The 13,908-nt window shown below is 59.4% G+C and carries 14 protein-coding genes; 3 read left to right on the top strand and 11 right to left on the bottom strand.

Features of this window, described 5'->3' with window-relative positions; translation table 11 throughout:
• Window positions 1-24: 24 nt before the first annotated feature.
• A complete protein-coding gene (locus AC0V6Q_RS12925; RefSeq protein ID WP_486168786.1) occupies window positions 25-2,193 on the top strand; it encodes a PQQ-dependent dehydrogenase, methanol/ethanol family in 2,169 nt (722 codons plus the stop codon).
• On the opposite strand, the gene AC0V6Q_RS12920 is transcribed toward AC0V6Q_RS12925, so the two are convergent.
• Complete coding sequence (locus AC0V6Q_RS12920; RefSeq protein ID WP_486168785.1) at window positions 2,190-2,744, bottom strand: DUF2306 domain-containing protein; 555 nt, start codon at window positions 2,742-2,744, stop codon at window positions 2,190-2,192. The genes AC0V6Q_RS12925 and AC0V6Q_RS12920 overlap by 4 nt on opposite strands.
• 155 nt (window positions 2,745-2,899) lie before the next feature.
• Here AC0V6Q_RS12920 and AC0V6Q_RS12915 point away from each other — a divergent pair, with 155 nt between their 5' ends.
• Entirely contained in the window at window positions 2,900-3,676 is a 777-nt protein-coding gene (locus AC0V6Q_RS12915; RefSeq protein ID WP_486168784.1) for a LytTR family DNA-binding domain-containing protein, read from the top strand.
• Here the strand turns inward: AC0V6Q_RS12915 and purU are convergent.
• The 7 genes from purU to AC0V6Q_RS12880 form a co-directional block, all read right to left on the bottom strand.
• Entirely contained in the window at window positions 3,673-4,527 is an 855-nt protein-coding gene (purU, locus tag AC0V6Q_RS12910; RefSeq protein WP_486168783.1) for a formyltetrahydrofolate deformylase, read from the bottom strand. The genes AC0V6Q_RS12915 and purU overlap by 4 nt on opposite strands.
• A gap of 13 nt (window positions 4,528-4,540) precedes the next feature.
• A complete protein-coding gene (locus AC0V6Q_RS12905; protein WP_486168782.1) occupies window positions 4,541-5,341 on the bottom strand; it encodes an SDR family NAD(P)-dependent oxidoreductase in 801 nt (266 codons plus the stop codon).
• Window positions 5,342-5,350: 9 nt separating this feature from the next.
• Window positions 5,351-6,361 (bottom strand): NAD(P)H-dependent flavin oxidoreductase, encoded by a 1,011-nt coding sequence (locus AC0V6Q_RS12900; protein ID WP_486168781.1) that lies wholly within the window; start codon window positions 6,359-6,361, stop codon window positions 5,351-5,353.
• A gap of 34 nt (window positions 6,362-6,395) precedes the next feature.
• Window positions 6,396-7,604 carry a formate-dependent phosphoribosylglycinamide formyltransferase gene (gene purT, locus AC0V6Q_RS12895; RefSeq protein WP_486168780.1) on the bottom strand — a complete coding sequence of 403 codons (1,209 nt, stop codon included), beginning with the start codon at window positions 7,602-7,604 and terminating at the stop codon, window positions 6,396-6,398.
• A gap of 70 nt (window positions 7,605-7,674) precedes the next feature.
• Entirely contained in the window at window positions 7,675-8,703 is a 1,029-nt protein-coding gene (locus AC0V6Q_RS12890) for a GGDEF domain-containing protein (protein ID WP_486168779.1), read from the bottom strand.
• Between the two features lie 240 nt (window positions 8,704-8,943).
• Window positions 8,944-9,672: a helix-turn-helix domain-containing protein gene (locus AC0V6Q_RS12885; protein ID WP_486168778.1), complete on the bottom strand. Its 729-nt coding sequence runs from the start codon at window positions 9,670-9,672 to the stop codon at window positions 8,944-8,946.
• A 132-nt stretch (window positions 9,673-9,804) separates the two neighbouring features.
• A complete protein-coding gene (locus AC0V6Q_RS12880) occupies window positions 9,805-11,061 on the bottom strand; it encodes an aspartate kinase (RefSeq protein WP_486168777.1) in 1,257 nt (418 codons plus the stop codon).
• A 79-nt stretch (window positions 11,062-11,140) separates the two neighbouring features.
• On the opposite strand from AC0V6Q_RS12880, the gene ubiG reads away from it, so the two are divergent.
• Window positions 11,141-11,881, top strand: coding sequence for a bifunctional 2-polyprenyl-6-hydroxyphenol methylase/3-demethylubiquinol 3-O-methyltransferase UbiG (gene ubiG / locus AC0V6Q_RS12875; RefSeq protein ID WP_486168776.1), 741 nt, complete (start codon window positions 11,141-11,143; stop codon window positions 11,879-11,881).
• Between the two features lie 102 nt (window positions 11,882-11,983).
• On the opposite strand, the gene AC0V6Q_RS12870 is transcribed toward ubiG, so the two are convergent.
• Genes AC0V6Q_RS12870 through AC0V6Q_RS12860 form a run of 3 tightly spaced genes read right to left on the bottom strand, consistent with a single transcriptional unit; the run spans window position 11,984 to window position 13,795 of the window.
• Complete coding sequence (locus tag AC0V6Q_RS12870; RefSeq protein ID WP_486168775.1) at window positions 11,984-12,427, bottom strand: thiol-disulfide oxidoreductase DCC family protein; 444 nt, start codon at window positions 12,425-12,427, stop codon at window positions 11,984-11,986.
• Window positions 12,417-13,466 (bottom strand): glycerophosphodiester phosphodiesterase family protein, encoded by a 1,050-nt coding sequence (locus AC0V6Q_RS12865; RefSeq protein WP_486168774.1) that lies wholly within the window; start codon window positions 13,464-13,466, stop codon window positions 12,417-12,419. The genes AC0V6Q_RS12870 and AC0V6Q_RS12865 overlap by 11 nt, the downstream gene beginning before the upstream one ends.
• Entirely contained in the window at window positions 13,445-13,795 is a 351-nt protein-coding gene (locus tag AC0V6Q_RS12860) for an arsenate reductase (protein WP_486168773.1), read from the bottom strand. The genes AC0V6Q_RS12865 and AC0V6Q_RS12860 overlap by 22 nt, the downstream gene beginning before the upstream one ends.
• Window positions 13,796-13,908: the final 113 nt, after the last annotated feature.

Raw genomic sequence — 13,908 nt, 5'->3', positions numbered from 1 at the left:
TTGCCCCGCATGGGAGAAAAAAATATGAAAAAGCTGATTTGGGCAGCGCCTGTATTGGCGCTGGGCACCTTGGGTCTGGCATCATGCGAAGATATGGCCGGGACCAGCGAAGGCGGCATTACGTCAGAAATGCTGCTTGCCGCAGGCGATGACAACGCCAATTGGATCACCCATGGCCGGACCTATTCCGAACAGCGATTTTCACCTTTGGAAAAGATCAATGCCGACAATGTCGGCGATCTGGGCCTTGCCTGGTACGCCGATATGGATACAGCGCGCGGGCAAGAAGCAACGCCGCTTGTCATTGATGGCAAGATGTACCTCACCACCGCATGGTCGAAGGTGAAAGCCTTTGATGCGACCACGGGCGAGCCTTTGTGGGAGTACGACCCTGAGGTTCCCGGCGAAACCGGCGTCAAAGTGTGCTGCGATGTCGTGAACAGGGGTTTGGCCGCATGGGGCGATGACCTCTTCTTCGGCTCGCTTGACGGGCGGCTGATCTCACTCGACCGCAATACGGGCGAGCTGAATTGGGAAGTCGTCACCGTTGATCAGGAGATGGCCTATTCCATCACCGGCGCACCGCGCATCATTGATGGCAAGGTTATCATCGGCAATGGCGGCGCAGAGTTTGGCGTTCGCGGATATATCGCGGCCTACGATGTCGATGACGGCAGCGAATTGTGGCGCTTCTACACCGTGCCAGACGGCACGGAAGGCGATGATGCGCCGGAGCATTTGAAAGCCGCCGCTGAGACATGGAACATGGAAGTTCTTGCAGGCTCCGACGCAATCGGCGGCGGGGGCACGGTCTGGGATTCCATGGCCTATGACCCCGAGCTTGACCTTCTCTATTTCGGCGTTGGCAACGGATCCCCATGGAACCAAGCGTACCGTTCACCGGGCGAAGATGGGGCGGGAGAGGGCGATAACCTCTATCTGTCCAGCATCGTCGCGGTGCGTCCAGATACGGGCGAATATGTCTGGCACTATCAGACAACGCCGGGAGAAACGTGGGACTACACCGCGACGCAGCACATCATCCTTGCCGATATGGAGATCGAGGGCGAAGAGCGTCAGGTGCTGATGCAGGCACCCAAGAACGGGTTCTTTTATGTGATCGACCGGGCAACCGGTGAGTTCATCTCTGCCGAAGAATACATCCCGCAAAACTGGGCCGAGGGGATCGACGAAAACGGTCGTCCTATCTTCAATCCCGAAGCGCGGTTCGACAAAACGGGCGAGACTGCACTGGTGATGCCGGGACCACTTGGCGGGCACAACTGGCACCCGATGGCGTTCCACCCGGGCGAGGGGCTTGTTTACATTCCGGCGTTCGAAGCCGCCTCTGCCTATGCGCCGCAGGCCGATTGGAAGCCCGACCGCGCACGCGGCTTTAACGTCGGGATTGACCTTGGCGCAGGCGATCTGCCGCCTGATCTGGGGGTTCGCAAATCCATCTATGGCACGGTCAAAGGCAAGCTGATGGCGTGGGACCCTGTGGCGCAGGAAGCGCGCTGGACGGTCGAGTTCCCCGGTCCATGGAATGGCGGATTGCTGGCGACCGGCGGCGGGCTGGTGTTCCAGGGCAATTCGTCGAGCGAATTTGCCGCTTACAATGCAGGCTCTGGTGAGAAGCTTTGGAGCTTTGCAGCGCAAACCGGGATTGTGGCACCGCCCATCACCTACACCGTGGACGGCGAACAATATGTCGCCGTGCTGGCCGGATGGGGCGGCGCATATGCCTTGGCGGGCGATGGCCATATGATCAAGGATCAGGGGCCGGTGCGCAATATCTCGCGGCTTTTGGTGTTCAAGATCGGCGGTGAGGCTGTGCTTCCCGATATGCTGACGCTGGCAGAGATCCCGCTCGACCCGCCACCTTCGCGTGCGAGCGCCGAGACTATTGCTCTGGGTAAGGTCAACTACGCCCGCTATTGCGCCGTGTGTCATGCGCCGGCCGCTGTAGGCTCAACCACGCTGCCGGACCTGCGCCGTTCGGGCACGCTCGGCAATGCGACAAGCTGGCAGGCGGTGGTCCACGACGGCATCCTTGCTGACAATGGCATGGCAAGCTTTGCGACCTCCCTGTCAAAGGACGAGATCGAAGCGATCCGCGCCTATGTCATCGCGCGCGCCAATGAGGACAAGGCGCTTGAGGCGGCGAGCGCTGAGCAGATCGCAAAGCGCTAACCGAAGAAGAACGTGTTGAGCAGGCGCCCGGGCAATAGGGTGAAGGCGCCTGCGATGCACAGTCCCACGTAAAGCCCTGTCATCGCGCCGCGGTGATGGCGGATTTTCCCTTTTCGCGCGAGGTGAATCGCCAACGGCACGTTGATCAGCGTCCACACTGTAAAGAAGTGGATGGGGCTAAACCCGGTGCCCGCAATCCCGCCCCCTGGTGCAACGATAAAGGCCGAGGCGATGGCGGTTATGACCATGAGCGCTGCCCAAATTCGCCCAAACAGCTTGTGCAAGGCATCGCCTTTCTTGCGCAACAAGATCACCGGACCGAGCAATAGCGCGGGAACAACGGTCACAAGATGCAGCATCACCGGCCATGTCAGCCGCGATTCGCCAGCAGACACCGATTGCGGCGTCGCAAAGCCTCCCGTCACCATCGCCAAAACTGTCAGGCCAATCGTGACGCCAATCGTCACGAGGCCTGTTGCCACCATGTCCGGACCAAAAAACCGGCGCGGCCCATTGGGGGCGTTCATTTGATCGGGTGCTGTGTTCGACATAGCTGCTCTTGTATCCTTTTCGTAGCTCACGCTAAAATGATGCGATGTTGCATTGCCCTTTTCAAAATTGCGCGCCCACCCGCGATGCCAAGCGCAACTGCGCAGCGTGTCCGCATGATGCGTGAAGCGTCCGGCTCTTTCGCGAATGGTCCGCGATGATTGAGCTCACCCGGCTCGAACGGCTTTTGGCAGAAGCGGGGATCATGGCCCTATGTGGCTGTATTCTTGCTGTTTCAGGTCTCTTCGTAGGGCCTGAAATGCCTCTTGGCGCGCGGCTCGCCTATTGGATTGTGGGCCTGATTGCCGCCTGGGCCTTGGTGCAATTGCTCGCTTTTGTGGGGTCCGCTGTTGCCAAGCTGCTGGGCCTTGCACCGCAGTGGGGTTATGCGCTCACCATTCCGCTCGCAACCGTCGGGATCGCTTGGGGCATCCTCTATTGGTCTGGCGGCAGCGAACTTGCTTTGAGCGAAGGGTTCGGGCGCGTCTGGATCAGCGCATCTATCGTCGGGCTTGGCTTTTTTGCATTGTTCTACGTGCTCTACGCTCGCGCCGAAGCGGTGCCTGAAGTGGAGATATCGGACGATGTGGAAGCGGAAGAAAGGCCCGGACAAAGCAATCCGCAGACAGCACTCCACGAGCGCCTGCCCGCAGGCTTTCCTGACATCATCGCTCTCTCGGTCGAGGATCACTACACCCGCGTTCACGCCGCCACGCGCAGTGAAATGGTGTTGATGCCACTTGGCGAAGCGATCGCGCTCATGCCCGCTGAGGCAGGCAGACAAGTCCATCGAAGCTGGTGGGTCGCGCGTTCAGCGGTTGCCAGCCACAAGCGCGAAGGGCGCGATATCAAGCTGACGCTGACCAATGGCTTGGAGGTGCCGGTAAGCCGCGCACAGGTCAAAACCTTACGCGAGGATGGCTGGCTGGATTAGCCTCTAAACACCACCGTCCGGTTGCCGTTCATCAGAACCCGCTCGCCTGCAAACAACCGCACCGCTTCGGCAAGCACGCGGCGTTCGATATCGCGGCCTTTGCGCACCAGATCGGCGGGGCTGTCGGCATGGGTGATGCGCTCCACATCCTGGTGGATGATCGGTCCCTCATCGAGGTCCGCCGTTACAAAGTGAGCGGTCGCCCCGATGATCTTGACCCCGCGCTCGTGCGCCTGGTGGTAGGGTCGCGCGCCCTTGAAGCCGGGCAGGAACGAGTGGTGAATGTTGATGCAACGCCCTGCGAAATGCGCAGACTGCTCGTCCGAGAATATCTGCATATACCGCGCAAGCACCACCAGTTCAGCCTCGGTCTCGGCTGCAATTTCGCGCACCCGTGCCTCGGCTTGCGGCTTGGTTTCTTTGGTCACCGGGACATGGTGGAACGGGATATCGCCAATGTCAGTGCGGATCGCGACATCGCGCGGGTGGTTGGAAACAATCGCCACCGGCTCGATGTTGAGCTCCCCCATGCGCAGGCGATAAAGCAGATCGACAAGGCAATGGTCGCCCTTCGAAACCATGATGATGACACGGCGCGGGCGATCGAGAGAGACGATCTTCCACTCCATCGCATATTCCGCGCCAAGCTTTGCAAAACTGCTGCGAAGCTCATCCGCATTGGTGCCAAGCGGGTCAAATGCCACCCGCATAAAGAAGCGATCGCTGGTCTCGTCGCGAAATTGCTGCGCATCGAGGATATTGCAGCCACGCTCGAACAGGAATGCGGTCACTCGCGCGGTGATACCGGTCTGATCGGCGCAGGTTAGGGTCAGAACAAGGGGAGAGCTCATAAGTGGGCTGCAATCACATCTTCATGCGAGCGGACTGGCCGTCGTCGACCTTGATGACAGCGCCGGTCACGCATTCGCTCGACGGGCTCACCAAATAGAGCAGCGTTGAATCCATCTGCGCTGGAACCGGCACACGTTTGCGAGCCAGCATCGGGCGCGGGTCGCCAATGCGTTCAAACATGCCATCGGTCATCTCGGTCACGAACATGCCCGGGCAAATCGCGTTGACGTTGATATTGGCATAGGACCATTCGACGCTGAGCGTTTCGGTCATGCGGGCAAGCGCGGTTTTGGTGGTCGCGTAAAGCGCCGCCCCGCCGCCATCGTAGCGATAGTGCGCGGTTGAGGAGATGTTGACGATGCGCCCCGGCTTCTTGGCCGCAAGCAGCCTTCGCGCCACTTCGCATGAGAGGATCCACGGCGCACGAAGGTTCACGCCCAGCACGCGGTCGATGAGTTCCAACTCCATCTTATGCGCGCGCTGCGCATCGGGAATGCCAGCATTGTTGATGAGGATATCGACAAGGCCAAGCTCGCGCTCAGCGGTCTCAACCGCGTTGATCAGAGCGTCCGCATCGGTTGCGTCCATGGCGATGGCGACCGCTTTGCCGCCGCTTGCATTGATCTCTTCGGCCAAAGCCTCAAGCCGGTCGACACGCCGCGCGCATAGCGCCACAGCCGCGCCTTGGCTGGCGAGCACGCGGGCGAAACGCTCGCCGAATCCTGACGATGCACCGGTGACCAAGGCCACGCTGCCGGAAAGGTCGGTCGATGCGTTGGGCAGCGGGAATTCCTGGGGTTGGTCGTCACTCATGGGCGCAATTTACCTTCCTGTAAGAGCCGTTTCGCACTGCTCCATCAGCTCGGTGATGATGTCAGCGGCAGGCTCTTCCTTGGTGACCATGCCGACCGATTGGCCCGCCATGATCGAACCGTTTTCAACGTCGCCATCGACAACTGCGCGGCGAAGGGCGCCAGCCCAGAAGTGTTCAATCTCAAGCTGCGCTTCGCCCATATCGACCTCTTCGCGGTCGAGCATTCCGGCAACTTCGATCTGCTTTTTGGTGAATTCTTCGGTGCCCTTGTTCTTGAGCGCACGCACGGGGATCACCGGCAGGCGCGGGTCGACCTGAACGCTGGCCTCTGCATCGCGGGCCTTGGCGCGGAAGAATGCTTTCTTGAAGTCCGGGTGCGCAATGCTCTCTGCTGCGCAGGCAAAGCGGGTGCCCAATTGAACTCCGCAAGCGCCCATTTCGAGATAGCTCGCAATCGCCTCGCCTCGGCCAATGCCGCCTGCGACAAAGACAACATGGTCTTCGGCCAAGGCGGGGAGGAATTCTTGTGCAAGGACACTGGTGGCAACCGGACCGATGTGGCCGCCTGCTTCCATACCTTCAATCACCAGAGCATCACCGCCGGAGCGCAGCAGCTTTTTCGCGAGTGCCAGTGTGGGCGCAAAGACGATGACCTTGCCGCCAAACGCCTTGATCGCTTCGACCGAGCCTTTGGGAGGGATGCCGCCTGCGAGCACCACATGGCTCACCGCGTATTTCTTGCAGACCTCAATCAAATCGAAGAGCTGCGGGTGCATGGTGATGAGGTTCACGCCAAAGGGCTTGTCCGTCATCGCTTTGGTCGCCGCGATTTCAGCATCAAGCAGGTCAGGCGTCATTGCCCCGCAGGCAATCACGCCAAAGCCGCCAGCGTTTGAAATTGCGGACACCAGATTGCGCTCGGACACCCAGCTCATCGCGCCGCACATGATCGCGGTTTCACAGCCGAGGAAGTCCGTACCGCGCTGCATCATGGCAGCAGTTTTTGAATATTTGGTCATAGGAACGCTCGCTTAAGCGGCGCCCGCGCAAAGATCAATCGTGATACACAATGCGCACCTTGCGTGCCGTAGCGGCAGCCAGCTCGCGCGCTTCGCCTGTATCCTGACCCTTGGCCAGCGCAACAGCCATGCGGCGATAGGGGCGCGTGGCGGGCTTTCCGAAAATGCGGACATCGGCGGTGTCATGGACAGCGAGCGCTGCATCCACCCCTTCAAAGCCGAAGTCCTCGCTATCGCGTTCTGCAAGGATCACGGCGGAAGCGGACGGGCGGGCGTGGATGGTCGCTGGCACGGGCAGGCCAAGGATGGCACGGGCGTGGAGGTCGAATTCGGTCAGATCCTGGCTTGCGAGGGTGACCATGCCGGTGTCGTGGGGGCGGGGCGAGAGCTCTGAAAAGATTACGTCATCGCCGCGAACGAAGAACTCGACCCCGAACAGGCCCCAGCCTTTGCCATCCCCTTGAAGCGCCTCGACGACTTTGACCGCCATCTCTTGCGCCTTGGCAATTGCGTCTTGCGACATTGCTGCGGGTTGCCAGCTTTCCTGATAATCACCACGTTCTTGCCTGTGGCCGATGGGAGGGCAGAAACTGATGCCGCCCCTTCCATCTTTTCCGGCATGGCGAACAGTCAGCAGCGTGATTTCATAGTCAAAGGCGATAAACTCCTCGACGATCACGCGCGCCCGGTCACCGCGCATATTGGCGCAAGCATAATCCCACGCTTCTTCTAGACCCCCGGCGTTATCGACCTTGCTCTGGCCCTTACCCGATGACGACATCACCGGCTTGATCACGCAAGGGAAGCCCGAGTGGTCGGCTGCGGCGCGCACTTCCTCAAGGCTGGTCGCATAGCGATAGCGCGATGTGATGAGGCCAAGCTCACCCGCCGCCAGATCACGGATGGCATCGCGGTTCATGGTCAGCTGCGCCGCACGCGCGGAGGGTACCACGTTAAAGCCCTCGCCCTCGAGCTCGCTCAGAACCTCGGTGCGGATCGCCTCGATCTCGGGGACGATACAATCGGGGCGGTGCTTTTCGGCGGCAGCGCGCAACGCCGCGCCATCAAGCATCGAGAAGACCTCGCGCGCATCGGCAACTTGCATGGCGGGGGCATCGTCATAGGCATCGCAGGCGATCACGCGCGCGCCCAAGCGCTTGGCTGAAATGACAAATTCGCGGCCCAGTTCGCCTGAACCAAGAAGGAGGATAGTGCCGGTGCATGGGGTGACGGTGTGTGACATGACGATGGCTTAGCCCAAGGTACCGCTACCTCCAAGCGGCTCGGATAAGCGCAACGCCGGGGTCGTTACTTTAAGAGGCGCGTCTTGCTGCGCGCTCTACCACCGCCTCGATTGCGCGCTCTACCGAGCGACCGCTTGAGAAAGTCGATTGCGGTCGGCAAATCGCCGCCTGCATCCCTCCGGCCGCGCGCGCCATGACCAGGCCCAGCTCCGCCTGGCGGATGGTCCATTCCGCACTCAGGTCCAGTCGCGCAACGCCTGCACTCGCGCTCAGGTCGGGCTTTCCACCAGCGTCCGGCATCGCCAGCCCTGCGAATATCCGAAGCGTTTCGCGCGCCCATTCCTTCGCTTGTGCCGTGCCCCTGGCGGGCAAAATTACCCCAAAGCGTTCGTCATCAATCTGTGCGATCGTAAAATGCGGTTCAGCCATTGCTTCGAGAAAGCGGGCAAATCCCCACCGGATCTCGTCAGCGGTCGCCTGTCCATATTGCATGAAAATCGCGCGCATGCCGTCAATCGCGAGGATCGCAACGCTGGCGCTTTTATTCATGGCGATACCGCCGGTAAGCTCGCGGACAAATGCACGCCGGTCAGCAAGGCCAGTGAAAGGATCATTGGAAGTTGCGACCGGTTTTGGCGCCGGTTTGATGTCTGCAATTTGAGCGCGCTCCTGCACGATCTGCAGTGTCCCCAGCACCCCTGCCAATTCGCCGTCATCATTGTCCAGACGCGTCAGGGTGAGGTCGTACCAATCCCGGTTCTCGCACTCGCCAATGCGGAGCGCGGGCACCTCGTCAGCCTCGCCGATATCGCGCGATAGCATCGCATTGACCGGAAACCGCACACTGCGGACGCTGGACCCTTCTGCGACCACCTCATCAAAGTACCGCGTCACCTTGGACTGGTAATCCGGTGCAACGAAATCGGTCACATGCGGCATTACCAGCATCGCATCGAGATCAATCCCGAGGCGCGCCACATTTACCGATGCGTCAATGAAAAATCCTGCCGTATCAAGCCGGACAAAGATACCGTCCGCACGATCACGTGTTCGACCAACCGAAGTGTGGTCGACACGGTTCTGTATATGCAATTTCATGCAATAAGCCCCTAGTTTTAAACAACCGCCCCGCGCGATCCGCTGTCAATCCAGGTAGCTCGTAAACTAACGCCCCGAGGGGCCCTTTGGCGAAACATCGTGATGTTTCAATCGATAAGGCCAAAAGCCCGTTAGTTTGGGTTAAGTCACTGAACTAAATAACGAATCATTGCTTCCGCTGTTTACCATAATCTGACCAGACAAAGAGTTTTTTCGAAACCTCGGCGACTCAAGATCGCCTCAAATTTCGATCATGATATGAACACATCCGGGATCGACGGCATATTCCGAAGCGATACTTAAGCGACATTCCTCTACGAGGTTTTCACTCTTGCTTTGGCTGGCAGAACCGGAAAGCTCGGCTTCGGAAACGCCAAGCACTTCGGCGATTCCCGCGATCCTCTCGGGCAATGGCCGTGCCTTGCCTTTTTCCCATGCCCAAACGGTCGGTTTGCTCACACCCAAAGCGTTTGCGACCTGTTCAAGGGTCATCGAACGTTCGCGGCGCAGGCGATTGAGCTGGACCCCGAACTGGGCACCTTTGGAGGCCCGCCCAAATGCAGGGGCAGTCGTCTGCCCAGCAGCACCAGACGCAGGTCCAGAAGCAGAGCCAGACGCCGGGCCAGCCTCGCGTGGCTCTGATCGCAGCTCGGTGGCGGAAAGGGCCGCTTCGCCAAGGGCCTGCTCAAAGGCGCAGCCATACAAACGCTCGCTCACCCAAACGATCTCTGCGCCCACCGGCCCCACATCAGGCAGGCCGATGGCCAACCGCTCGCCGGGAATGAGCTCCAGGTCTGTTTCGATCAGAAGGCCCGCAGCGGACAGATTGTGGATCGTCACATTGGCAGGAGCGCCGCCTTGGGAAACAGCCTCGGTCTGAAATTTCAGCGCGCGGCGGGGGTATCTGCGACCATCCGCAGTGACGCCTTGGGTGCGTTCGATAACTTCGAGGTGGGCTTTCAACGCCATTAGGTAAGGCTCCTGTGTGAGAGCCTCAAAGTCCGGTCAAAAAGGTAAAGACGGAGTTAGCAAACAAGGTTAATCGCGCCGGACCGCACCTGTGTGCGACCAAGCGTTGAAATGAGCTTGCAAGATTAGCGGTTAGTCGGCGGCGTCGAGGCCGTAAGCTGTGTGAAGCACACGCACGGCAAGTTCGGTTTCGTCTTCATCAATCAGCACGCTGACCTTGATTTCGGAGGTCGAGATTGCCTGAATGTTGATGCCGCGATCAGACAGCGCGCTGAACATGGTGCTGGCAACGCCGGCGTGGCTTTTCATGCCGACGCCCACCACGGAAATCTTGGCCACTTTGCTGTCTGTGATGATGCGGTTGAAACCGATGTCTTCGCGCCGGTCATCCAAAAGCGCCTGTGTACGGGCAAGGTCAGCGCCCGGCACGGTGAAGGTCACGTCGGTCTCGCCTTTGTCGCGGCCGACGTTCTGAATAATCATATCGACATTGATCGACGCATCCGCGAGCGGGGCAAAGATATCGGCCACAGCGCCGGGCTTATCGGGCACGCGGGTCAGCGTCACTTTCGCTTCGTTCTTGTCGTGCGCGATACCGGTTACAAGTTGGCGTTCCATTTCGCCCCTTTCGACCATGAGTTCCATTTCTTCATCCGACACGATCAATGTGCCGGGCAGTTCATCAGCGGGAACGGCGTCATCCCCTACAAAGCTGGAGAGCACCTGAAGGCGCACGCCCGCTTTCATTGCAAGTCCCACAGAGCGGGTCTGAAGGACCTTTGCGCCCACGCTCGCAAGCTCCAGCATCTCCTCATAAGTGACCGCTTTGAGCTTGCGCGCTTTCGCCACGATGCGCGGGTCGGTGGTGTAAACCCCGTCCACATCGGTATAAATGTCGCAGCGGTCCGCTTTCACCGCCGCCGCCACAGCGACCGCCGACGTATCAGACCCCCCGCGGCCAAGCGTCGTCACCCGGCCTTCATCCGAAATACCCTGAAACCCGGGACACACGGCGATTTCGCCGCTTTCCATGCTGGCGATCATATCGGGGGCATCGATGGTAGAGACACGTGCCTTTGAGTGGGCCTCAACCGTTTTCATCGGCATTTGCCAGCCAAGCCAGCTGCGCGCTTTACAGCCCAGCGATTGCAGGGTCAGGGCCAGCAGCCCGCTGGTCACTTGTTCGCCGCTCGATACAACAACGTCATATTCCGCCGGATCATAAAGCGCATTGGCTTCGCGGCAGAAATTGACGAGGCGATCGGTTTCGCCCGCCATCGCGCTGACGACAACGGCGACCTCGGAGTTGTTTGCGGCCTGTGCGCGAACGATATTGGCGACGCGGCGAATCCGCTCGGTCCCCGCCATCGAGGTCCCGCCAAACTTCATCACAATTCTTTGCTTTTTTTCGGCCAAGCCCATGAAGCTCCCGCTAGTTAAGTTTCGTTCGCGCTGCTAACGAGGGTCTATGGGAAACGCAAACACATCTGACGTAACAATCCGTCCCGAAGAGGCCGCCTTCTTTGCTGATCTTGCAAAAGACTGGTGGAACCCGAAGGGAAAAATGGCGAGCCTGCATCAGGTGAACCCGGTGCGCCTTGCCTTCATCCGTTCAGCGGTTGATGCACATTTTGGCACTGACACCCGCGGGATCAGGCCGCTCGCGGGCAAGACCGCGCTTGATATCGGCTGCGGTGCGGGGCTGGTGTGCGAACCGCTTTCCCGGCTTGGCGCAGCAGTGACCGGCGTCGATGCGGCATCCGACAACGTCCAGGCCGCCAGCGCGCATGCCGAGGCAGGCGGGCTCGACATCCGCTATATCGCGGGAGAGGTCGCATCGCTCGATATTGGCACCTTTGATCTGGTTACCAGCCTTGAGGTGGTCGAACATGTCGCGGACAAACGCGCGTTCCTGCGCGATGTGGCGGACCGGCTGGCACCGGACGGATTGCTCGTGCTCTCCACCCCCAACCGCACGGCTGCCTCGCGCGTGCTGCTTGTCGGCGCGGCAGAGGCGGTGGGATATGTCCCCAAAGGCACGCACCATTGGGAAGATTTCATCACGCCGGAGGAACTGGAAGAGCTCCTCGCAGAGCTCGGCTTTGAAGTGACAGAGCGGCGCGGGATTGCATGGCGTCCGGGCAAAGGACTGCACCTGTCCGATGACGAGGCGCTCAATTACATTTTGAGTGCTCGGCTGAAGCGTTAGTCCGACCTCCCTCGTCATCCTGAACTTGATTCAGGATAACACGTCGACCCGGCCACCAAGCTCAAAGGGTTATGCTGAAACAAGTTCAGCATGACAATTCTGCTACAAGATACGCGCGGCTTGCTCGGGGCTTGGCGCCCAACATTCGTCTCTCTTGCCAAACCATTTGTAGCGATTGCGCGCGATGAGCTTGTAGACGGGATCGCGAAGAAAGCGTGGGACGATGCGGAAAATCACCGCTGCGCGCCACGGAAGCCCAAGCTGCGACCACATATGCAGCACCGCATCGCTGTTCATCCAGATGCGCCCGCCCTCACTCTCAGCATCGAGTATGATAAAGCTTGTGGGATCATCGGGATCAAGCCCCGCGTGAACCATGATCGCAGCGCCCGCCGCGTCCTGCATGGCAGCCAGCCGAAACCGGCCCTGACGATCATGGTTCAGAACAAAGCGCGCGTTCGCCGTGCACAACACGCACACGCCGTCAAACACGATGATCGGCTTGTCGCGGGGAATGCCTGCGAGAAGGCCTGCCTTATTGGCCATCCTCTTTCTCCGAGAGAGCGACAAACTCTTTCACATTATCGGTAAAGAACCCGTCCGCACCGCTCGCAAGCGCTGCTGTCCATAGCATCCGCCATTTGCCATCTGCCGAAGGCCCGCCTTCGTTCTGCAAGCTTTCGGGGAGAAACCCGTTTTCCTTGCGCAAGGTCCACGGGTGAACCTTCAAGCCAAGCCTTTGCGCATCGGCCACCAATGATGTTTGCGCCATGGTCTGCGGGTCGAGCACATAGCCAAGCCATGGCCCAATCCCGTCAACATAGGTCGCAAGCTCTTCCAACCCGCTGGGCGTAATCATCTCGGCATAGCGCATCTCGGGCTCGTCCACCGGGCCACCTTCAGGGTGGATCAATTGCACAAGCTTATAATCGCTGCGCTGGTTCAGGCGGCGCAAAGTTCCCACTTCAAAGCATTGGATGAATATCGGGTCTTCAGGACCAATCCCAAGGTCACGCAGTTCGCGAAGGACCAGATCGACCATGTCGATGCCTTCAACCTCGAGCATGAAATTGGGGTGTTTAAGCTCGGGGTAAAGACCGATTTTGCGGCCCGTCTCGGCCTCTTTTGCGCGGACCAGCTTGACGATCTCTTCAAAGGTTGGAACCTGATAAAGACCGTTGAAGCGCGTGTTCGCAGGGCGGCTTGCGGGCACGCGTTCCTTGGCGCGAAGAGTGCGCAATTCTTCGAGCGTAAAATCCTCGGCAAACCATCCGGCCACGCGCTGCCCGTCGATGGTCTTCTCGCGGCGCAAATGTTCAAATTCTTCGCGGCCTGCCACATCGGTCGTGCCCGAAAGCTCGTTCTCATGGCGAGAGACAAGCTCCAGATCCTTCGTCACCACAAGGTCCGGCTCAATAAAATCGGCACCCTGATCAATCGCCAGCTCGTAAGCGGCAAGAGTGTGTTCGGGCCGGTCGCCGCTTGCGCCTCTGTGAGCGATTATCAGGGGATCATCTTGAGCCATAATGGGAGCGGGAACCGTAAGCAGCGCAGCAGCTGCACTCACAAAAAACAAGCGGACCATTCATCTTCCTTGAAACCCACGAGGATGCCATTTGCATGCTCTACCACTGGGCGTTTGATCATGGAGGGGTGCTGAACAAGCAAGGCTACGACTTTGTTACTGTCAGCTGCCTCCGTCTTTTCAGCATCGGACAATTTGCGAAAGGTGGTGCCGCGTTTGTTGAGCACGACATCAACGCCCTTATCAGCGATCCACGAGGCGACTTTACCGGCCTCAGCGCCCTCTTTCTTATAGTCGTGAAATTCGTAGTCGAGCCCGTTTGCATCGAGCCACTTTCGCGCCTTCTTGACGGTGTCGCAATTGGGGATGCCGTAGAATTGAATGGTCATCGTGGGGGCCAGTCCTTGACGCAATGAGAATGCCGGAATGCGGGTCCTCTACCCCAAGCTTCCCTCGGAAAACAGTGACAAATTGTCACACAATCGCGCCCGCGCCTCTCGCC

The sequence above is a fragment of the Erythrobacter sp. S227 genome (genome assembly GCF_057364925.1).
The sequence above is the reverse complement of the archived record's forward strand: the minus strand, read 5'-3'. Positions and strand labels throughout refer to the sequence as shown.

Bases quoted from the DNA above. Each gene is read 5' to 3' on its own strand.
- AC0V6Q_RS12905 (WP_486168782.1), bottom strand. From the start codon at position 5,341: ATGAGTGACGACCAACCCCAGGAATTCCCGCTGCCCAACGCATCGACC.
- AC0V6Q_RS12880 (WP_486168777.1), bottom strand. From the start codon at position 11,061: ATGAAGTTTGGCGGGACCTCGATGGCGGGGACCGAGCGGATTCGCCGC.
- AC0V6Q_RS12865 (WP_486168774.1), bottom strand. From the start codon at position 13,466: ATGGTCCGCTTGTTTTTTGTGAGTGCAGCTGCTGCGCTGCTTACGGTT.
- AC0V6Q_RS12885 (WP_486168778.1), bottom strand. From the start codon at position 9,672: ATGGCGTTGAAAGCCCACCTCGAAGTTATCGAACGCACCCAAGGCGTC.
- purT (WP_486168780.1), bottom strand. From the start codon at position 7,604: ATGTCACACACCGTCACCCCATGCACCGGCACTATCCTCCTTCTTGGT.
- AC0V6Q_RS12900 (WP_486168781.1), bottom strand. From the start codon at position 6,361: ATGACCAAATATTCAAAAACTGCTGCCATGATGCAGCGCGGTACGGAC.
- AC0V6Q_RS12925 (WP_486168786.1), top strand. From the start codon at position 25: ATGAAAAAGCTGATTTGGGCAGCGCCTGTATTGGCGCTGGGCACCTTG.
- AC0V6Q_RS12860 (WP_486168773.1), bottom strand. From the start codon at position 13,795: ATGACCATTCAATTCTACGGCATCCCCAATTGCGACACCGTCAAGAAG.
- AC0V6Q_RS12890 (WP_486168779.1), bottom strand. From the start codon at position 8,703: ATGAAATTGCATATACAGAACCGTGTCGACCACACTTCGGTTGGTCGA.
- AC0V6Q_RS12915 (WP_486168784.1), top strand. From the start codon at position 2,900: ATGATTGAGCTCACCCGGCTCGAACGGCTTTTGGCAGAAGCGGGGATC.
- AC0V6Q_RS12870 (WP_486168775.1), bottom strand. From the start codon at position 12,427: ATGGCCAATAAGGCAGGCCTTCTCGCAGGCATTCCCCGCGACAAGCCG.
- purU (WP_486168783.1), bottom strand. From the start codon at position 4,527: ATGAGCTCTCCCCTTGTTCTGACCCTAACCTGCGCCGATCAGACCGGT.
- AC0V6Q_RS12920 (WP_486168785.1), bottom strand. From the start codon at position 2,744: ATGTCGAACACAGCACCCGATCAAATGAACGCCCCCAATGGGCCGCGC.
- ubiG (WP_486168776.1), top strand. From the start codon at position 11,141: ATGGGAAACGCAAACACATCTGACGTAACAATCCGTCCCGAAGAGGCC.